Here is a 20,421-nt window from a genome sequence, read left to right as displayed (position 1 = left end):
ACCACGACGGGTTAGGCGACCCTCTCCCTGCTCAGCGCCGCGCGCGACCGCCGCCGGGGAGGCGATGGCCGGCCCGCGACCCCTGCGCCTCTCGGCCCGGGGGGTCGGGATCCTCGTCGGGGTCGGGACCCGGGTCACCGATCCAGGCGCATCGGCTCCACGCCCCGCCCGCGATCTCGGCCTGCGCATCGGGCGAGCGCGATCGCGCGAGCGCGGCGCGCTCCTCGTCCGTGAGCGCCGCGTCCTGCCCGCCGGCCGTGAACGCGGCGTGCTCGAAGGGGTCGACGCTCAGCTCGGTGAGCCGCTTGAAAAGACGATCCATGAATCCTCCTCTGTCTCTCTCTCTCACTCTTTTGTGGGCTTGGCGGGGCCTGTCGTGCTGCCGTCGGCCTCCGCGCGGACAGCGCTCCACGTGGGGTCGAAGGCGATGAGCCCGATGGCCTCGACGGACAGGCGCTCGCGCGACAGCGTCTCGAGCACCTTGCCGTCGCTGCCGGGCTTGTCGAGCAGATCGAGCCCGAGGAGCATCACCTGGATCTCGGACCTGGCAAACTCGAGCTGCCTTCGCGTCTGCTGGATGACCGCCGGCGCGAGCGGGTCGCCAAGCCGCTTGAGCCCGACGGTGACGAGATAGCGCGAGACGACATCCTCCGGATCCTTCTGAAGGCCGGACGTCCCGACAGCGACCGACTGCTCGAAGTGTTCGGCGCTGTGCAGGAGCGTCGCGAGCGGGCGATCGAGCACGAGCCGCTGGTTGACGTCGAGCAGGAGCGCCTCGAGCAAGGCTTGGCGCGCCTCGTCGAAATCCTTCGGCGCCCCCTGCCTCTCGCCCGCGACGAGGCCGAGGAGGATCGCCTTGAAGGCGTGCGCCCAGGCGTAACGCCGGTTGAGCTGGCACGCCCTATCGAAGCTCTCCCTCGCCCGCTCCGCGGCGCTCTCGCCGCAGCTCGCCCTGCGCGGCGCCACGTGCGCGTCGTCCAGGCCGAGCTTCGGCGCGAGCTTCGGCATCATGTCGAGCCAGTATTTGAATGTGTACGCTGCGCCGCGGTGGGCGAAGGTCCAGGCGCTCCCCGGCGAGAGCGTGATCGCCGTATCGAAGAGCTCGACCGACCTGTCCACGAGGCTGTGCTGCTCTGCCCAGCTCTGCCCGGACATGTTGTAGATCGCGTGGGTCCTGAAGGCCTCCGCCCAGTGCCCGACGGCCCAGCCGTATTCTGGTTGCAACTTCAGCGCGGTCTCGAAATCTTCGCAGCAGCACTTCCAGTCGTCGATGGCTGCGTGGGCGGCGCCCCGGTGAGCGTAGGCCCATGCGTACTCGCCGTCGATCGCGAGCGCGTCGGTGAAGCACTGGATCGCCGTTGTGTATTCGCCGTTCGTGCGGTGCACCTCGCCTTGCTGGGCGAGGCTCTTGAGCTTCGTGCGTTCTTTGTCTGTCATGCGCTCCCTCATCAGTGCACAAGCGTTGGAGCCGCCCAGGGCGCGGTGTCGCCGTCCCAGCCGATGTGCTCCAGCACGTCCGGGTCGACGGCCGCCCGCGCGATACAGAGCCATCCCCCCCGGAACTCATGGATTCGTTCTCCATTCACTTACTGGCTCACCTCCGCGCGCGTGGGCTGAGCCCGCGCTCCTGGCGGCCGGGTCACCGCGCCGCGTGGCGCCGGTCGTCCTGGAAGGCGTGGGGGCTCTCGTCCCGGAGGTCGGAGTGGTCGGGATCCTCGTCCTCGCTCGGGTCGGGGCCGGGATCCAGGAGACCGGCGCATCGGGTCCACGCGCCTCCCGCGATCGCGGCCTGCACCTCGGGCGAACCCCGCTGTTCCAGCGCGGCCCGCTCCTCGTCGGTGCGCAGCTCATCCTGCCGGTCAGCCACCAACGCGGTCTGCTTGAAGGGGTCGATGCTCAGTTCCGTGAGCAGGTCGAAGAGATGATCCATGAATCCTCCTGTGGTTCAGTCGTTCTTGGATTGGAGCTCTCGAGTTTCGAGCGACGAGAGCGGCTTCATGTGGAGTTCGTTCCACGTGGGATCGAAGGCCACGAGCGCGATGGCCTCGACGGACAGGTTATTTCGCTCGCTCACGATGGACATGCCGCCCACCCGGCCTTCGAGCACGTCCAGTCCGTGAAGCATCGTGTCGATCTCGCTCTTGGTAGATTCGAGCACCTTCCGGGTGTGCTCGATGACCACCGGCGCGAGGGGGTCATCGAGGTGTTTGAGCCCGACGGCGATGAAGTAGCGCGAGAAGACATCCGACGGATCCTTCGCCACGCCGTTGAGCCCTGCGGCCACGGACTCACGGAAAGTCCCCGCGGAGCTCAGGGCCTTTGCGGCGGCGCGGTGGACTGGCAGCCGCTTGTCGACGTCGAGCGCGAGCGACTTGAGCAGGCAGTCGTGCGCCTCGAGAAGCCCGGGCTTCATATCGGGCTGCTCGCGCGCGATGAGCGCCAGGACGCATGCCTTGAACGCGAAGACCCACGCGTACCGCGGATTGAGCTCGCTGGCCTTGTCGAGGTCCCGCAGCGCTCGCGACGCGGCGTCGCTGCCGCTCTGCGCCTCCGGCGCCGGGCGGTTGTCCAGCTCCAGGGCCGGCACCAGCCTGGGCATCACCTCGAGCCAGTACTTGTACATGTACGCCGCGCCCCGGTGGGCGAAGGTCCAGGCGCTCCCCGGCGACAGCTCGGCAGCTCGCTCGAGGAGCTCGATCCCGCGGTCGATGACCGCGTGCTGCTCGCGCCAGTCCGGGGGCGTGTCGGCCCTGCCCAGCCTGTAGCTAGCATGCATCCGATGAGCTTCCCCCCAGCGCGCGTACGCCCACCCGTAATCGGGCTTCAGCTTCAACGCCGCCTCGAAATCCTCGCAGCAGCGCTTCCAGTCGTCGATCGCCGCGCGCGCAGCGCCCCGGTGAGCGTAGGCCCACGCGTACTCGCTGTCGATCGCGATCGCCTCGGTGAAGAGCTGGATCGCCGCGGTGTACTCGCCGTTCCTGCGGTGCACCTCGCCTTGCTGAGCGAGGCTCTTGCGCATCGTGCGTTCTTTGTCTGTCATGCGCTCCCTCATCAGTGCACAAGCGTTGAATTCACCCCGGCTCCGGCGCCGCCGTCCCAGCCGATGCGCTCCAGCACGTCCGGGTCGACGGCCGCCCGCGCGATCGGCGGCACGTACAGCGTCGAGATGTCGTCCACCCGCGCCGCCGCGAGCGCCGAGAGCGCCACCCGGTCCAGCCGAGGCGAGGTCAGCGCGTGCGCGGCCGCCTCGTAGATCACCGCCTCGTGGGCGGCCGGGTAGGTCTGGCCCAGGCGCTCGACGAGGGCCTCCAGCCCGCGGCGGATGCGCGCGGCGTCCGAGGGGTCGAAGACGCCGGCGTTGCCGACGCCGCCGATCTGGCACAGCACGAGCGGCGTCCGGGCATCGATCTCCCGCCCCCGGATGAGGAAATCGGTCGCCTCGAAGAGCTGGAGCCCGTCGCGGCCAGGGTCCAGCCCGAGATCGGCGAAGAGGCAGTCGATGGACGAGACGCCGGGCAGCATCCGGGCCGAGAACCCCTCGTCGCGCGCCTGCCGGACCGCCTCGTGCGCCGCGCTCGCGAGCACGCCCGGGTGCCCGTAGAACACCGCGCAGACCTTGAGCCCCTTGCGCACCTCGGCGAGGATACGCTCGACCATCTCGGCGTAGATCGACCGTCGCGGCGTCTTGCCCTGTCCGTAGGGCAGCGACTCGGCCGCCGGGTTCAGGCTGCGCACCCAGCGCGCCGCCCACGGGTCGGCGACCGCGAAGAGCACGCGATCCGCGCGCTGGATGGCGCGCTGGGCTGCGAGGGTCGTCTGGCCGGCCCACTGGATGCCGATTCCCACGACGACGAGAGATCCATTGGTTGACATGCGCTCTGCCCTGTGCCGGCGTCCACGCGTCGGCCGAAGGGGCGAGCCATCGTCGTTCCCCCGGGCCCCATGACTTCTTTTTCTCCCTAACGTGACATCGACCCGGGATCAATCGAACGTGCGCCGGCGCCTCGGGCGCGCTCCGCCCGGCCTGCGCGCGGCGCTGTCCTCGGGCGCGCTCGCCCCGAGCTTGCCCGCTCCGCGACCCGCATCGTCATCGTCCGCGCGGTACGGCCGCGACGGCGACCGACGTCACGGGGGCGCATCGCCGGCGCGCATCGCCGGCGCACCGTTTGCCCCGGGGCGCACCTGGTGCGCGCGGCCGCGCTGCGGCGGCCAGGCTCAGGAAGAATCGATGCAGCCTGGCGGGCGCATTTCGGCCAGAATCGTGATCGAGGGCGGGCAGGGCCTGCACCTTGCAAACCCGCTCGACCCAGAGAATCAGGAGGGTACGCCAGTGTCCGTAGCAGCCAGCCAGAGCATCCAGAACTCGGTCCACTCCGAGCCGCCGCCGCCGATCTCGATCCCCGGGCTGCGATCGTCGATCGCCAACGAGAAGCTGCGGCAGTGGATCTCGGAGGTCGTCGCGCTCTGCCAGCCGGACAACGTGCACGTGTGCGACGGCTCGAAGGAGGAGTACGACGCGCTCTGCGACCAGATGGTCAAGGCGGGCACGCTCATCCGCCTGAACCCGGAGAAGCGCCCGGACAGCTACCTCGCGCGCTCGGACCCGAGCGACGTCGCGCGGGTCGAGGACCGCACGTTCATCTGCAGCCGGCGCAAGCAGGACGCCGGCCCCACGAACAACTGGGCCGAGCCGCAGAAGATGAAGGCCACGCTGCGCCAGCTCTTCGCCGGGTCGATGCGGGGCCGGACGCTCTACGTCATCCCGTTCAGCATGGGCCCCGTCGGCTCGCCCTACGCGCACATCGGCGTGGAGCTCAGCGACTCGCCGTACGTCGCCGCGAGCATGCGGATCATGACGCGCATGGGGCGCAAGGTGCTCGATGCGCTCGGCGACGGCGATTTCGTCCCGTGTCTGCACTCGGTCGGCATGCCGCTCGCTCCGGGGCAGGCCGACGTGCCGTGGCCGTGCAACGCGGAGCACAAGTACATCGTCCACTTCCCGGGCGAGCGGCAGATCTGGTCGTTCGGGAGCGGCTATGGCGGCAATGCGCTGCTCGGCAAGAAGTGCTTTGCGCTGCGCATCGCCTCGGTGCTCGGCCGGGAGCAGGGGTGGCTGGCCGAGCACATGCTGATCCTGGGGGTCGAGTCGCCGAAGGGCGAGAAGACGTATGTCGCCGCGGCGTTCCCGAGCGCGTGCGGCAAGACGAACTTCGCGATGCTCATCCCGCCGAAGGCGTTCGCGGGCTGGAAGGTGACGACGGTCGGCGACGACATCGCCTGGATGAAGCCCGGGCGGGACGGGAAGCTCTACGCGATCAACCCCGAGGCGGGGTATTTCGGCGTGGCGCCGGGGACGTCGGAGAAGTCGAACGCGAACGCGATGGCGACCATCCGGAAGGGGACGATCTTCACGAACGTGGGGCTCACGCCGGACGGCGACGTCTGGTGGGAGGGGATGACGGACGAGCCGCCGCCGGAGCTCATCGACTGGCAGGGGAAGCCCTGGACCCCGGACAGCGGGCGCAAGGCGGCCCACCCGAACGCGCGCTTCACGACCCCTGCGTCGCAGTGTCCCTCGATCGATCCGCGCTGGGACGACCCGAGCGGGGTGCCCATCAGCGCGATCATCTTCGGCGGGCGGCGGGCGACGACGGTGCCGCTCGTGTACCAGTCGTTCAACTGGGGCTTCGGCGTTTACATGGCGGCGACGATCGGCTCGGAGATGACGGCGGCGGCGGGCGGCACCATCGGCCAGGTCCGCCGCGACCCGATGGCGATGCTGCCGTTCTGTGGCTACCACATGGGCGATTACTTCAACCACTGGCTGCAGATGGGGCGTCAGATCGTCAATCCGCCCCGCATCTTCTCGGTGAACTGGTTCCGCAAGGACGATCAGGGCAACTTCCTCTGGCCGGGCTTCGGCGAGAACATGCGTGTCCTCAAGTGGATCGTCGATCGCGTGCACGGCCGCGGCTTCGCCGAGGAGAGCCCGCTCGGCTGGATGCCGCGCTACGAGGACATCGAGTGGCGGGGCATGGATCGCTTCTCGAAGGAGCGGTTCTACCAGCTGATGGCGGTCGACAGAGAGGCGTGGAAGGTCGAGTTCGGCTCGCACGGTGAGCTCTTCGAGCGGCTCTACGACCGGCTGCCCAAGGAGTTCTTGCTGATGCGCGAGCTGCTCCTGTCGCAGCTCTGGCGCTCGCCGGAGCGGTGGGAGCTCGCGCCCGAGCGCTACCTCGACGAGCACGACGAGGACGGCGACGAGGGCGAGGCGAGCGCCTAGGGCTCGGGATTGCAGCCCGGACCCCTCCGCGAGGCGCGCGGACTCGGGTGCTCCTGTGCCGGCGACGATCGCCATGGTATGCCAAGCCGCCGGGCGCCAGCGCTTCACGGAGGCTCTCCCCCATGGAAATGAGCATTGCCTCCCGGTACGCGATCACCGAGACCCTCCACGCGGGCCAGGTGACCAGCCTGCTGCGCGCGGTCCGGAGCGCCGATGGCCTCCCGGTGATCCTGAAGGTCCTCGACCCGAGGCGGAGCCGCCCGCGCGACGTCGAGCGCCTGAAGAACGAGTACGCGATCGGCAAGATGCTGAGCCACGAGGCCATCGTGACGCCGCTGGCGCTCGAGACGCACGAGGGGCTGCCAGCGCTCGTCATCGAGGATTTCGGCGGCGAGCCGCTCGACCGCTGCCTCGACGGCCCGATGGAGGTCGACCGGTTCCTCGAGCTCTCGGTTCGTATCGCGGCCAGCGTGGCGGAGCTCCACGAGCGGAACATCCTTCACAAGGATCTCAAGCCCGAGAGCCTCCTCGTCAACGCGGCCACCGGCCAGGTAAAGCTCGCCGGCCTCGGCCTCGCGTGCTGCCTTTCCCGCCAGCAGCCGCCGGTTGGGCCGCCCCGGCTCATCGAGGGCTCCTTGCCGTACATGTCTCCGGAGCAGACGGGCCGGATGAACCGGGCGATCGACAGCCGCTCCGACCTCTACGCGCTCGGCGTCACGTTCTACGAGATGCTCACCGGGCGCCTGCCCTTCGAGGCGCGGGACCCGCCCGAGTGGGTGCACTGCCACGTCGCCCGGGCCCCGCAGCCGCCCTCGGCGCTCGTCCCGGAGCTGCCCGAGGTGCTCTCGGCGCTGATCCTGAAGCTCCTGGCCAAGGCGGCGGAGGATCGGTACCAGACCGCCCGCGGCCTCAAGCACGACCTCGCGCGCTGCCTCTCGCAGCGCCGGGCCACCGGCAAGATCGAGCCGTTCCCGCTGGCCGAGCGCGATGCCACCGGCCGCTTCCAGATCCCTCACAAGCTCTACGGCCGCGAGGAGGACGTGGCCGCGCTGCTGCGCGCGTTCGAGCGCGTGGCGGGCACCGGAGCCCCCGAGCTCGTCCTGGTCTCCGGCTATTCCGGTATGGGTAAGTCGGCGCTGGTCCACGAGCTCTACAGGCCGATCGTCCGGGAACGAGCCCTATTTCTCTCGGGGAAGTTCGATCAGTACAAGCGCGACATCCCTTATTCCACGCTCGTCCAGGCCTTCCGGGAGCTCGTGCTGGACACCCTCGCCGAGAGCGAGGACCGGATCGCGGCCTTCCGGCAGCGGCTGCTCGGCGCGCTAGGGGCCAACGGACAGCTGATCGTGGAGGTCATCCCCCAGGTCGAGCTCATCATCGGCCGGCAACCGCCGGTCCCCGAGCTCCCGCCGATCGAGGCGCAGCACCGGTTCCGCGTCGTGTTCCAGCGCTTCATCGGGGTGTTCGCCCGGCAGGAGCACCCCCTCGCGCTCTTCCTCGACGATCTCCAGTGGAGCGACTCGGCGAGCCTCGGGCTCCTTGGCGATCTGCTGACGCACCCGGAGACGCGCCATCTCCTGATCATCGGCGCGTACCGCGACAACGAGGTGACCCCCTCGCACCCGCTCATGCTGGCGCTCGACCCTCTGCGGAAGGAGGGCGTGAGCATCTCGCCGATCGTGCTCGGCTCGCTCTCCCGGGAGCACCTCGCCGCGCTCGTCAGCGACGCGCTGCGCTGCCGCCGCGAGGACGCCGCGCCGCTGTCGGACCTCGTCCACGAGAAGACGGCCGGCAACCCCTTCTTCGCGATCCAGTTCCTCGCCGCGCTGCACGAAGAGCGGCTGATCGACTTCGACGGGCGCGCCGGGGCCTTCCGGTGGGACGTGGTGAGGATCCGTGAAAAGGGCTTCACCGACAACGTGGTCGACCTGATGGTCGGCAAGCTCGTGCGGCTCCCTCCGCGCGTCCAGGGCGCGGTGAAGCAGCTCGCCTGTCTGGGGAACACCGCGGAGGTCGCCCACCTGGCGATGATCCGCGGCGGCTCGGAGCAAGACGCCCACGCCGATCTCTGGGACGCGGTCTGCGCGGGCCTGGTCCTGCGCTTCGACGGCGCGTACAGGTTCCTCCACGACCGGGTGCAGGAGGCCGCCTATTCGCTCATCCCCGAGGGCGAGCGGGCGGCGGTTCACCTCGAGATTGGACGGCTGCTCGCGTCGCGCACCGCGCCGGAGGAGATCGAGGAGAAGATCTTCGAGATCGTCAACCAGCTCAACCGCGGCGCTCTGCTGATCACGTCGTGGGAGGAGCGAGAGCGGTGCGCCAGGTTCAACCTCGCCGCCGGCAAGCGCGCCAAGGCGTCGGCGGCCTTCGCCTCGGCGTTGACGTATCTGGCTGCCGGCGCCGCGTTCCTGAGGAAAGACCGCTGGGAGCAGCGGTACGAGCTCGCCTTTGCGCTCGAGCTCCACCGGGCCGAGTGCGAGTACCTGACCGGGGAGCTCGGGGCGGCGGAGGAGCGGCTCTCGATGCTCTCGCGCCGCGCAGGGAACCTCGTCGACGCAGCGGCGGTCGCGTGTGTGCGCGCGGATCTCTACACGACGCTGGATCGCAGCGAGCTCGCCGTCGAGACCTGCCTCGAGGTCCTGCAGCGCGCCGGCGTCCGCTGGTCGCCGCACCCGACGGACGAGGAGGTGCAGCAGGAGTATGAGCGGCTGTGGCGGCAGCTCGGGAGCCGGCCGATCGAGGCGCTCGTCGACCTGCCGCCGATGACCGATCCGGTCATTCGCGCGATCATGGACATCCTCAACCGGGGTCAGGCGCCGGCCTTGTTCACCGACCAGAAGCTGCACAGCCTCGTCGTCGGTCGCATGGCGAACTTGAGCCTCGAGCATGGCAACAGCGACGGATCGTGCTTCGGCTATGTCCATGTTGGCGTGGTCCTCGGCGCGCGCTTCGGCGACTACCGCGCCGCGTACCGCTTCGGCAAGCTCGGCCTCGATCTGGTGGACCAGCATGGGCTCGACCGCTTCAAGGCCCGCGTCTACCTGGACTTCGGGTGCCTGGTCAATATCTGGGCGAGGCACATGCGCACGAGCCTCGAGCTGATGCAGCGCGCCTTCGACATGGCGAGCGAGACCGGTGACCTCACCTTCGCAGCCTATGCCCGCAATGCCTCGATATTGATCCTGCTCTCCAAGGGAGAGCCGCTCGGCGACGTGCAGCACGAAGCCGAGAGCGCGCTCGCGTTCGTACGGGAGGCGAGGTTCGGTCTCATCTTTGATTGCATCATCGCGCAGCTGCAGCTCGTCCGGTGCCTCCGCGGTCTGACGCCCAGCTTCTCCTCCTTCAACGACGCGAGCTTTGACGAGGCCAGGTTCGAGCAGCATCTGGAGAGCGATCCACGCCTCTCGCTGGCCGCCTGCTGGTACTGGATCTTCAGGCTCCAGGCACACTTCCACGCCGGCGACTACGACTCTGCCCTCGCCGTGGCGACGAAGGCGGAGCGGCTCCTCTGGACGATGCGGTCGTTCCTCCACGTTACCGACTACCATTTCTATGGCGCGCTCACGCGGGCGGCGCGCTGCGGGGCGGCGCCCGCGTCGAAAGGCGAGCGGCCCGAGCACCTCGCGGCGCTCGCCGCCCACCACGAGCAGCTCGAGGTCTGGGCTTCGAGCTGCCCCGAGAACTTCGGCAGCCGCGCCGCGCTCGTCGGCGCCGAGATCGCGCGCCTGGAGGGCCGGGATCTCGACGCCGAGCGCCTCTACGAGGAGGCCATCCGCTCGGCGCGCGAGAGCGGCTTCGTCCACGGCGAGGCGCTCGCCTACGAGATCGCGTCGAGGTTCTACCGGGCGCGCGGGTTCGACCTGTTTGCCGCCACGTACCTCCGCGAGGCCCGCGCCTGCTACGCGCGCTGGGGGGCGGACGGCAAGGTCAGGCTGCTCGATCAGCGGAACCCCTCCCTTTGCGACTCGAGGACGCCCGCCAAGGCCGCCACCTTCGCGGCGCGGCCCGAGGAGATCGACCTGCTCTCGGTGATCAAGGCGTCGCAGGCCATCTCCAGCGAGATCGTCCTCGACAAGCTCCTGTGCACGCTGCTCACTGCCGTCCTCGAGCAGGGCGGCGCGCAGAGAGCGTGCCTCGTCCTGGTTCAGGACCAAGGCCTCTCCATCGAGGCCGAGGCCACCGTCGGGGAGAGCGGGGCGGCGACGATCGTCCTCCCGCGCTCGACGGAGGATGTCTCCCGGCGCGTCCCCGTGTCGCTCGTCCGCTACGTCCACCGGACGAAGGAGCGCGTCATCCTGGGCAATGACGCCGCGGATGCGGGCAAGTTCTCCGGCGACGCCTGCTTCGCGCGGGGCACGCCGAGATCGGTCCTCTGCATGCCCATCCTGAGGCAGGCCGAGGTGGCGGGCCTGCTCTACCTCGAGAACAACCTCCTCGCCGGCGCGTTCACGCCGGATCGGCTCACCAGCCTCTCGCTCCTCGCCACACAGGCGGCGATCTCCCTGGAGAACGCGCGGCTGCTCGCCAAGGAGCAGGCCGAGCGGACCGCGGCCGAGGCGGCGGAGCGGCGCGCGGCCTTCCTGGCCGAGGCCGGGGAGATCCTCTCCGGGTCGCTCGATTACGCGGAGACGCTGTCGCGCATCGCGCGGCTGTCGGTGCGATCGCTCTGCGACTGGTGCGTCATCGACGTGGTGGAAGGTGGAGAGACCCGGCGGACCTCCTGGGCGCACAGAGACGCCGCGAAGGAGTCGTTGCTCGAGGAGCTACGACGGCGGTATCCCCCTGGCCGGGAATCGTCCCACCCGGCGGCCAGGGTCCTGCGGGGAGGTGCCCCGCTCCTGATCTCCGAGCTCTCCGAGGAGCGCCTCCGCAGCTGCTGCGAGGACGAGGGCCACGCGAGGCTCATCCGCGCGCTCGGGACGCGCAGCCTCATCACCGTGCCGATCGTGATGCGGGGACAGCCGCTCGGGGTGCTGAGCGTCGTCTCGTCGGCGCCGGAGCGCCGCTACGGGGAGGCCGACCTCGAGCTCGCCCAGGAAGTGGCGCGCCGGGCCGCGATCGCGATCGACAACGCGCGGCTCTACCGCGCTGCGCAGGAGGCCGTCCGCGTGCGGGATGAGTTCCTCACCGTGGCGACGCACGAGCTCAACACGCCGATGACGTCGCTCACGCTCTCGCTCGAGGCCGCTCAGCGGACCCTCCAGTCGGATCAACCCTGGGACCCGAAGGCCATCGGCAGGCAGGTCGATCGCTCCCTCCGGCAGGCAGCGCGCCTGACCCGCCTGAACAGCGAGCTCCTCGACGTGTCGCGGACCCAGGCGGATCGGCTCTCGCTCGAGATCGCGGAGGTCGACCTCGGGGTGATCGTCCGCGACGTGGCCGAGCGGTTCGAGCTGGATCTGGCGCGCGCGGGGTGCTCGGTCTCGCTGCAGGACGGCGGCCGGATCGTGGGCCTCTGGGATCGCTCCCGCATCGACCAGATCGTCACCAACCTCCTCGCCAATGCGATCAAGTTCGGCGCGGGCAAGCCCGTCGAGATCTTCGTCACGGACGAGGCCGGGACGGCGCGGCTCTCGGTCAAGGACCTCGGGATAGGCATCGATCCGGCGCGACAGGAGCAGATCTTCGAGCGCTTCGGGCGCGCCGTGTCCGAGCGGAACTACGGCGGGCTGGGGCTCGGGCTCTACATCAGCCGCAGGATCGTGGAGGCGCACGGCGGCTCGATCCACGTCGAGAGCGCGCTCGGCGCCGGCGCCACGTTCCTCGTCGAGCTCCCGTGCGCCGGGCCGCCGCGCCTCTCCGAGCCGAGCTCTCCGCCGGGCTGAGCGGCGCCGCGCGATCGGCGGGGACGGCCGCCCGTCACGCCGGCTCGTCGCGCTCGACGTCGATGTGCACGAGCACCTCGGCGTCGGGCTCGACGGCCAGGATCGCGTCGCGCGCGCGGTCGCTCCTCGCGTGCGCGCGGGCGAGGGGGAGGTCGCCGGGGAGCTCGATGTGCACGTTGACGAACAGCGTGCTCCCGGCGATCCGCGTGCGCAGCCCGTGGTGGCCGAGGAGCTCGCCGCGCGCGCGCATGGCGTCGAGCGCGGCCTCGATGGCGCCGACGCGCTCCTCGGGGGCGCTCGTGTCGATGAGGTCGCGCACGCCGAGCCGGAGGAGGGTCCCCGCCGACGTGAGGATGTAGACGGCGACCGCGATCGACAGGAGGCCGTCGATGCGGGAGAAGCCCGTGGCGTAGGTGAGGGCGACGCCGAGGAGGACCGCGACGTTCGCGGCGATGTCGGTGCGGTAGTGGACGGCGTCGGCCTGGATGGCGCTCGACCCGGTGCGCGCGGCGACGCGGCCGAGGTAGGCCACGAGCGCCGCGGTGATCAGCGCGGCGGCGGCCATGGTGCCGAGCGTGACGGCGGCGAGGCGGAGCGGCTCGGGCGAGAGCAGCCGCCGGATCCCCTCGATGAGCAGGTAGACCCCCGAGCCGCCGATGAGCAGGCCCTGACCGGCGGTCGCGAGCGTCTCGATCTTCGCGTGACCGAACGGGTGGGAGCGATCGGGCGCGGCGTGGGCGAGCTGGATGGCGAGGGCGTTCGCCGAGGAGGCGAAGAGGTCGGTGAGCGAGTCGACGGCGCTCGCGGTGACGGCCATCGAATGGCCGAGCTGGCCGGCGATGAGCTTGCCGAGGGCGAGGCCGCCCGCGGTCAGCGCCGCGATGCGCCCGGCGCGCAGCGCGGCGCGGGCGCGGGCGGCGGGGTCGGGGCGGGCGGCGGGGGCGGGCGCGCCCGCGGGCGCAGGCGCGCCCGCGGGCGCAACGCCAGGGCCGGGGAGGGCGGTGGGGTCGGGGAGGGCGCCGGGGGGGGCGGCGCGGGCGGCGTTGGGCGGTCCGCTCATCGCGGAGAGGCTACCCCGCGGCGCCCGCGCCCGTCATGCCCGCCGCGGGCAGGACGCGCCTCACCGGCCTGCGGCGGGCGCATCGTCGGACAGTCGCAGGCCCATGATCAGGTCGTCCACGAACGCCCCGCCGTCGCCACGGACGAAATCGCGGCGCGTCCCCTCGTGCGCGAACCCGAACGACCGGTAGAGCGCGATCGCCCGGGCGTTGTCGGCCCGCACGTAGAGCTCCACCCGCCGCACGCGCCCCCCGTCCGCGTCGCGGTGCGCGCGCGCCCACCCGAGCAGCCGCTCGATCAGCGCCCGGCCCACCCCGAGCCCCTGCGCCTCCGGGTGCACGCCGATCCCGAGGACCCCCACGTGGCGCACCATCCGGGGCTTGAACCGGAGGAGCGTCACCTCCCCGACGAGGCCGCCCCCCTCCAGCTCGGCGGCCAGGCACAGCGCCGAGCCGTCCTTCGCCGTGAGCCCGGCGCGCTCCCGCTGCTCGGCGTAGGCGGCCGCGTCGACGGGCAGCTCGTCCTCGTGCTTCACGATGCCGTGGCGCGCGCGCACGATCGCCCGCTCGAGGTCGAGCTGGGCAGCGGCGTCCTCCCGCGAGATCTGCCGGAGGATGCAGTGACGGCCGCCCCGGAGCGGGGCGCGGTACGGGTCGAGGTCCATGGCGGCCTCCGAGGCTAGCCGCCGCGGCGGGCCCCGCTCGAGCGGGAAATTCACGGTTCGAGCGAGGATAATCCCCGCTGCGTGATGGCGCTGACGGACGTGCCGGCGCCCGGCTGGCTCCGTCGAGCCATGCGCTCGACAGATCGAGCAGGCGCACGCTCACGTTGGCGGTGCCTCGACCTCCGCGGCCGCGTCACAGCGCCGGGGCGGGAGTGGACGGGCGTGCACGTGAGCGTGGGCATCGCTGCTCGTCGGCGCCTGCGAGGTGCAGCGCGGAACTGCCGGGCCTCAGCCGTGGTACCTATCGATAGAGGGGGCCTCGGATGGCACGACCGCGGGAGTCCGTGACAGGGAATCCGGCGCCCGGCCGGCGCCATGCGCTCACGCCGGCCGTGCGGCTGCGTCGCCTCGGCGAGGCGCGCGGACTCGACCGTTCCGGCGTCGGCAGCTCTCCTGTCCCACGGAGCCGCCGGGCGCCAGCGCTCCATGGCGTGTCCTCGCCAGGGAGAGGGTCCCCATGGAGGTGAGCCCGGCCTCCCCCTACGCGATCTCCGAGACCCTCCACAAGGGCCAAAGGACCAGCCTACTTCGCGCGGTGCGGAGCGCCGATGGCCGCCCGGTGATCTTGAAGGTCCTCGACCCGAGGCGCAGCCGCCCGCAGGACATCGAGCGCCTGAAGCACGAGTACGCGATTGGCAAGATGCTGAGCCACGAGGCCATCCTGGCGCCGCTCGCCCTCGAGACGTACGAGGGGCTGCCGGCGCTCGTCCTGGAGGATTTCGGCGGCGAGTCGCTCGACCACTTCATGGACGCGCCCATGAAAACCGAGCGGTTCCTCGACCTCGCGGTTCGTATCGTGGAGGGCGTGGCGGCGCTCCACCAGCGGGACATCCTCCACAAGGATCTCAAGCCCCAGAACATCCTCGTCAATGCAGCCACCGGCCAGGTCAAGCTCGCCGACTTCGGCCTCGCGTCCCGCCTGTCCCGCGAGCAGCCGCCGGCGGGGCCGCCCCGGCTCATCGAGGGCTCCTTGCCGTACCTGTCTCCGGAGCAGACGGGGCGGATGAACCGGGCGATCGACAGCCGCACCGACCTCTATGCGCTCGGCGTCACGTTCTATGAGATGCTCACGGGGCGGCTACCCTTCGAGGCGCGGGACCCGCTCGAGTGGGTGCACTGCCACGTCGCTCGCGTCCCGCCGCCGCCCTCCGCGCTCGTCCCGGAGCTGCCCGAAGTCATCTCGGCGCTCGTCCTGAAGCTCCTGGCCAAGATGGCGGAGGATCGTTACCAGACCGCGCGCGGCCTAAAGCACGATCTCGAGCGGTGCCTTTCGGCGTGGCGAGCCACCGGCAGGATCGAGCCGTTCCCCCTGGCCGAGCGCGATGTCTCTGGCCGCTTGCAAATCCCCCAGCAGCTCTACGGCCGCGAGGACGACGTGGCCGTGCTGCTGCGCGCGTTCGAGCGCGTGGTCGGCACGGGAGCCCCCGAGCTCGTCCTGGTCTCCGGCTATTCGGGCATCGGCAAGTCGGCGCTGGTCCACGAGCTCTACAGGCCGATCGTCCGGGAACGAGCCTTTTTTCTTTCGGGGAAGTTCGATCAATACAAGCGCGACATCCCTTACTCCACGCTCGTCCAGGCCTTCCGGGAGCTCGTGCTCGAGATCCTCGCCGAGAGTGAGGATCGGATTGCAGCCTGGAAGCAGCGGCTGCTCGGCGCCCTCGGGTTGAATGGACAGCTCATCGTGGAGGTTATCCCTCAGGTCGAGCTCGTCATCGGCCCGCAATCGCCGGTGCCCGAGCTTCCGGCGTCCGAGGCGCAGAGCCGGTTTCGCGTTGTGTTCCGGCACTTCATCGGGGTGTTCGCCCGGAAGGAGCACCCCCTCGCGCTCTTCCTCGACGATCTCCAGTGGGCCGACTCGGCGAGCCTCGGGCTGCTTCGTGATCTGGTGACGCACCCAGAAATACGGCATTTCCTCGTCATCGGCGCGTACCGCGACAACGAGGTGAGCCGCTCGCACCCGCTCATGCGGGTGCTCGACCAGGTGCGGAAGGAGGGCGCGCGCGTCTCGGACATCGTGCTCGGGTCGCTGTCCCAGGAGCAGCTCGCCGCGCTCGTCAGCGACGCGCTGCGCTGCCGCCGTGAGGACGCCGCGCCGCTCGCGAGCCTCGTCCACGAGAAGACGGCCGGCAACCCGTTCTTCGCGATCCAGTTCCTCTCCGCGCTGTACGAAGAGCGGCTGATCGAGTTCGACGAGCGTGCCGAGGCCTTCCGGTGGGACGTGGCGAAGATCCGCGAGAAGGGCTTCACCGACAATGTGGTCGACCTGATGGTCGGCAAGCTCGTGCGGCTCCCTCGGCGCGCCCAGGGAGCGCTGAAGCAGCTCGCCTGTCTGGGAAACACCGCGGAGGTCGCCCTCCTGACGATGGTTCACGGCGGGTCGGAGGGAGAGGTGCACGCGGATCTCTGGGACGCAGCCCATGAGGGGCTCGTCTTCCGCGTGGAAAACACCTACAAGTTCCTCCACGACCGCGTCCAGGAGGCGGCCTATTCGCTCATCCCTGAAGGCGAGCGGGCGGCGGTGCACCTCGAGATCGGCCGGCTGCTCGCGTCGCGCACGGCGCCGGAGGCGCTCGAGGAGAAGATCTTCGAGATCGTGAATCAGCTCGACCGGGGGGCCGGGCTGATCACGTCGCGCGAGGAGCGAGAGCGTGCGGCTGAGCTCAATCTCATCGCCGGCAAGCGCGCCAAGGCGTCGACGGCCTTCGCTTCGGCGCTGAAGTACCTCGCCGCCGGCGCGGCGTTCCTGGAAGAGGACAGCTGGTCCCTTCGGTACGAGCTCATCTTCCCGCTCGAGCGCCACCGGGCCGAGTGTGAGTTTCTGACCGGCGAGCTCGGGGCGGCGGAGGAGCGGCTCTCCATGCTCTCGCGCCGCGCCCGGAGCCTCGTCGACCTCGGCGCCGTCACGTCCGTGCGCGTAGCCCTTTACATGACCCTGGATCGAAGCGACCGCAGCGTGGAGGCATGCCTCGAATACCTCCGGCGCGTCGACGTCGAGTGGTCGCCGCACCCGACGGACGCGGAGGTACAGCAGGAATACGAGCGGCTGTGGGGGCAGCTCGGGAGCCGCCCGATCGAGGAGCTCCTCGACTTGCCCCTGATGACCGACCCGGACTGCCGCGCGACCGTCGACGTCCTCGCGTCGTGCGAGGGGCCGGCCATGGTCACCGACGAGAACCTGCTCGGCCTCCTTGTCGCTCGCATGGTGAACCTCAGTCTCGAGCATGGCAACAGCGACGCATCGTGCCTCGCTTACGTCCGGCTCGGCTCGCTCCTCGGGCCACGCTTCGGCGACTACCGGGCGGGGTTCCGCTTCGGCAAGCTCGGCCTCGACCTCATGGAGAAGCACGGGCTGGACCGCTTCAAGGCCCGCGTCTATGTGGCCTTCTGGTACGCCGTCAACCCCTGGACGAGGCACATGCGCACCAGCGTCGATCCATTACGACGCGCCTTCCACGCGGCGAAGGAGGCGGGCGATCTCACCTATGCGTTCTATACCTTCGGCGGCTTGATCTTGCTCCTTCTCTCCGGTGGATATCCGCTCGGCGAGGTGCAGCGAGAGGCCGAGGGCGCGCTCGAGTTCGCGCGGAAGGCGACGTTCGGCCTCATGGTCGACATCTTCACCGGACAGCTGAAGCTCATCAGGACGCTCCGGGGCCTGACGTCGGCGCTCGGCTCCTTCGATGATGACCACTTCGACGAGGGCCGGTTCGAGCGGCGCCTCGAGGACGATCCGCACCTCTCGTTCGCCAGGTGCTTGTATTGGATCTGCAAGCTGCGAGCGCGTTTTTACGCAGGTGATTACGCCTCTGCCCTCGAGGCCGCGGCGAAGGCACACCGGCTCCTCTGGACGTTGCCGTCGTTCCCCGAGATCGCCGAGTACCATTTTTACAGCGCGCTCGCCCACGGCGCGCTCGCGCGGCCAGCGCGCCACGACGCGGCACCTCCATCTGCCGACGAGCGGCCCGAGCACCTCACGGCGCTCATCGCCCACCACGAGCAGATCGAGGTCTGGGCCTCGAGCTGCCCCGAAAACTTCGGCGACCGCGCGGCGCTGGTCGGCGCCGAGATCGCGCGCATCGGCGGCGAATGGGACAAGGCGGCGCAGCTGTACGAGCAGGCGATCCGCTCCGCGCGCGAGAGCGGCTTCGTCCACAACGAGGCGCTCGCCTACGAGATCGCGTCGAGGGTTTACCGGGCGCGAGGGTTCGACCTGATCGCCGCCACGTACCTCCGCGAGGCCCACGCCTGCTACGCTCGCTGGGGGGCGGACGGCAAGGTCAAGCAGATCGACCAGCAGAGTCCGCACCTCTGGGATACGAGGCCGCTCGCCCAGGCGGCCACCTTCGCGGCGCGGTCCGAGCAACTCGACCTGCTCTCGGTGACCAAGGCATCGCAGACCATCTCGAGCGAAATCGTGCTCGACAAGCTCTTGCGCACCCTGCTCACGGTCGTCCTCGAGCAGGGCGGCGCGCAGAGAGCTTGCCTCATCCTGTGCCAGGGCCGGAGCCTCTCCATTGAAGCGGAGGCGACCGTCGAAGAGAATGGGGCGGCGACGATCCTCCTCGCGCCTTTGCGGGACGATTCTTCGCCACGCGTCCCCATGTCGCTCGTCCGCTACGTGCAGCGGACCAGGGAGCGCGTCATCCTGCGCGATGCCGCCGCTGACGCGGGCAAGTTCTCCGGCGACGATTACTTCGCGCGAGTTGGGCCCAGGTCGCTGCTCTGCGTGCCCATCCTGAGGCAGGGCGAGGTGGTGGGCCTGCTCTACCTCGAGAACAACCTCGTCGAGGGCGCGTTCACGTCGGAGCGGCTCACCGCCCTCTCGCTCCTCGCCACACAGGCAGCGATCTCGCTGGAGAACGCGCGGCTCCTCTCCAGGGAGCAGGCCGCGCGGACCGCGGCCGAGGCGGCGGAGCGGCGCGCGGCCTTCCTGGCCGAGGCCGGGGAGATCCTCGCCGGGTCGCTCGATTACGCGGAGACGCTCTCTCGGCTCGCGCGGCTCTCGGTGCGATCGCTCTGCGACTGGTGCACGATCGAGGTGGTGGAAGACGGAGAGATCCGGCGAATTTCATGGGCACATGGAGACCCCGCGAAGGAGTTGTTGTTCGACGAGCTGGAGCGGCGGTATCCTCCTCACCGGGATTCGCCCCACCCCGCGGCCAGGGTCCTGCGGACCGGTGAGCCGCTCCTGCTCCCCGAGATCTCCGAAGCTGTCCTCCGGGAGCAATGCGAGGACGATGGGCACGCGAGGCTCATCCGCGAGCTCGGGACCTACAGTGCCATCACGGTGCCGCTCGTGGCCCGGGGACAGAGGATCGGGGCGCTGGGCGTCGTCTCGTCGGCGCCGGGGCGCCGCTACGGGGATGCCGACCTCGAGCTCGTGCAGGAAGTGGCGCGCCGGGCCGCGATGGCGATCGACAATGCGCGGCTCTACCGCGCCGCCCAGGAGGCCATCCGCGCGCGGGACGAGTTCCTCACCGTGGCGACGCACGAGCTCAACACGCCGATGACGTCGCTGACGCTCTCGCTCGAGGCCATGGATCGGGCCCTCCAGCCGGGTCGAGCCTGGGATCCGCGGGCCATCGGCAGGCAGATCGATCGCGCCCTGCGGCAGGCGACGCGCCTGACCCGCCTGAACAACCAGCTCCTCGACGTCTCGCGGATCCACGTCGATCGGCTCCCGCTCGCGGTCGAGGAGGTGGACCTCGGGGCGGTCGTCCGCGACGTGATCGCGCGATTCAAGCTGGATCTGGAGCGGGCCGGGTGCTCGGTCTCGCTACGGGACGGCGGCCGGATCGTGGGCCTCTGGGATCGCTCCCGCGTCGGCCAGATCGTGACGAACCTCCTTGCCAATGCGATCAAATTCGGAGCGGGCAAGCCCGTCGAGATCTTCCTCGGAGAGGAGGGTGGCATTGCGCGGCTGGCGATCACGGATCACGGGATCGGCATCGACGCGGCGCGGCAGGCGCGGATCTTCGAGCGCTTCGAGCGCGCCGTGTCCGACCGGCACTACGGCGGGCTGGGGCTCGGGCTCTACATCAGCCGCAGGATCGCGGACGCGCACGGCGGGTCAATCCGTGTGCAGAGCGTGCCCGGCGCCGGCGCCACGTTCCTCGTCGAGCTCCCGCGCGCCGCCCGTGGGATCTCTCGCGGCCCTGGAGCGCCGTGCTGAACTTCGGACTCGCGTGAGGCCTTCCGGAGCTTGCGGGCGGGCCTGAAGGCCGCGATCGCCGTCCGGCAGCGTGCCCCGACCGCGGCGCGACGCGCAGCGAGGCCCAGCTGATCGCCGCGGCAGCCCGGCGCCTTCGCTCCGCCGCTCTTGCGGCGTGCCACGGAGCGAGCAGCGCCCCTGATCTGTGCCAAGCCGACCCTGGTCTGTGCCAGGTGAGGGGGGTCCGGCACTGGCACAAACGCAATGCATTGCGACACACCGGGGTCCCGACCCCTCGACGACGTTCTGCAGAGCGCCATTCGAGGCAAAATTGTGCCAAAAACCGCGATCTGCGTCGCATTTTTGTGCCATCAGCCCG

10 protein-coding genes are annotated in these 20,421 nt (G+C 70.2%); 3 read left to right on the top strand and 7 right to left on the bottom strand.

Annotated elements, in window-relative coordinates; genetic code table 11:
* Nucleotides 1–31: 31 nt before the first annotated feature.
* The 5 genes from WME75_RS22285 to WME75_RS22265 form a co-directional block, all read right to left on the bottom strand.
* Nucleotides 32–322: a hypothetical protein gene (locus WME75_RS22285; protein WP_437494301.1), complete on the bottom strand. Its 291-nt coding sequence runs from the start codon at nt 320–322 to the stop codon at nt 32–34.
* A gap of 23 nt (nt 323–345) precedes the next feature.
* Nucleotides 346–1,437 (bottom strand): tetratricopeptide repeat protein, encoded by a 1,092-nt coding sequence (locus tag WME75_RS22280; RefSeq protein WP_437494298.1) that lies wholly within the window; start codon nt 1,435–1,437, stop codon nt 346–348.
* A 202-nt stretch (nt 1,438–1,639) separates the two neighbouring features.
* Complete coding sequence (locus tag WME75_RS22275) at nt 1,640–1,930, bottom strand: hypothetical protein (RefSeq protein ID WP_437494295.1); 291 nt, start codon at nt 1,928–1,930, stop codon at nt 1,640–1,642.
* A 15-nt stretch (nt 1,931–1,945) separates the two neighbouring features.
* A complete protein-coding gene (locus WME75_RS22270; RefSeq protein WP_437494292.1) occupies nt 1,946–3,040 on the bottom strand; it encodes a tetratricopeptide repeat protein in 1,095 nt (364 codons plus the stop codon).
* An 11-nt stretch (nt 3,041–3,051) separates the two neighbouring features.
* Entirely contained in the window at nt 3,052–3,873 is an 822-nt protein-coding gene (locus tag WME75_RS22265; protein WP_437494289.1) for an SAM-dependent methyltransferase, read from the bottom strand.
* A 517-nt stretch (nt 3,874–4,390) separates the two neighbouring features.
* On the opposite strand from WME75_RS22265, the gene WME75_RS22260 reads away from it, so the two are divergent.
* Nucleotides 4,391–6,283, top strand: coding sequence for a phosphoenolpyruvate carboxykinase (GTP) (locus WME75_RS22260; RefSeq protein WP_437494888.1), 1,893 nt, complete (start codon nt 4,391–4,393; stop codon nt 6,281–6,283).
* Between the two features lie 122 nt (nt 6,284–6,405).
* Nucleotides 6,406–12,108 (top strand): sensor histidine kinase, encoded by a 5,703-nt coding sequence (locus tag WME75_RS22255; RefSeq protein ID WP_437494286.1) that lies wholly within the window; start codon nt 6,406–6,408, stop codon nt 12,106–12,108.
* A gap of 34 nt (nt 12,109–12,142) precedes the next feature.
* Here the strand turns inward: WME75_RS22255 and WME75_RS22250 are convergent, their stop codons facing one another.
* Both WME75_RS22250 and WME75_RS22245 read right to left on the bottom strand, forming a co-directional pair.
* Nucleotides 12,143–13,168: a cation diffusion facilitator family transporter gene (locus WME75_RS22250; protein ID WP_437494283.1), complete on the bottom strand. Its 1,026-nt coding sequence runs from the start codon at nt 13,166–13,168 to the stop codon at nt 12,143–12,145.
* Between the two features lie 60 nt (nt 13,169–13,228).
* A complete protein-coding gene (locus WME75_RS22245; RefSeq protein WP_437494280.1) occupies nt 13,229–13,831 on the bottom strand; it encodes a GNAT family N-acetyltransferase in 603 nt (200 codons plus the stop codon).
* Between the two features lie 517 nt (nt 13,832–14,348).
* On the opposite strand from WME75_RS22245, the gene WME75_RS22240 reads away from it, so the two are divergent.
* The gene (locus tag WME75_RS22240) at nt 14,349–20,063 is read left to right on the top strand and encodes a sensor histidine kinase (protein ID WP_437494277.1); all 5,715 of its coding nucleotides are present in this window, start codon (nt 14,349–14,351) and stop codon (nt 20,061–20,063) included.
* Nucleotides 20,064–20,421 lie beyond the last annotated feature (358 nt).

The sequence above is a fragment of the Sorangium sp. So ce1014 genome, assembly GCF_051521505.1.
Classification (GTDB): domain Bacteria; phylum Myxococcota_A; class Polyangia; order Polyangiales; family Polyangiaceae; genus Sorangium.
This window is presented reverse-complemented; position numbering and strand designations above follow the sequence as displayed.

Excerpts from the sequence above, each read along its gene's own strand:
- WME75_RS22285 (WP_437494301.1), bottom strand. The coding sequence starts at position 322 with ATGGATCGTCTTTTCAAGCGGCTCACCGAGCTGAGCGTCGACCCCTTC.
- WME75_RS22280 (WP_437494298.1), bottom strand. The coding sequence starts at position 1,437 with ATGACAGACAAAGAACGCACGAAGCTCAAGAGCCTCGCCCAGCAAGGC.
- WME75_RS22275 (WP_437494295.1), bottom strand. The coding sequence starts at position 1,930 with ATGGATCATCTCTTCGACCTGCTCACGGAACTGAGCATCGACCCCTTC.
- WME75_RS22270 (WP_437494292.1), bottom strand. The coding sequence starts at position 3,040 with ATGACAGACAAAGAACGCACGATGCGCAAGAGCCTCGCTCAGCAAGGC.
- WME75_RS22265 (WP_437494289.1), bottom strand. The coding sequence starts at position 3,873 with ATGTCAACCAATGGATCTCTCGTCGTCGTGGGAATCGGCATCCAGTGG.
- WME75_RS22255 (WP_437494286.1), top strand. The coding sequence starts at position 6,406 with ATGGAAATGAGCATTGCCTCCCGGTACGCGATCACCGAGACCCTCCAC.
- WME75_RS22250 (WP_437494283.1), bottom strand. The coding sequence starts at position 13,168 with ATGAGCGGACCGCCCAACGCCGCCCGCGCCGCCCCCCCCGGCGCCCTC.
- WME75_RS22245 (WP_437494280.1), bottom strand. The coding sequence starts at position 13,831 with ATGGACCTCGACCCGTACCGCGCCCCGCTCCGGGGCGGCCGTCACTGC.
- WME75_RS22240 (WP_437494277.1), top strand. The coding sequence starts at position 14,349 with ATGGAGGTGAGCCCGGCCTCCCCCTACGCGATCTCCGAGACCCTCCAC.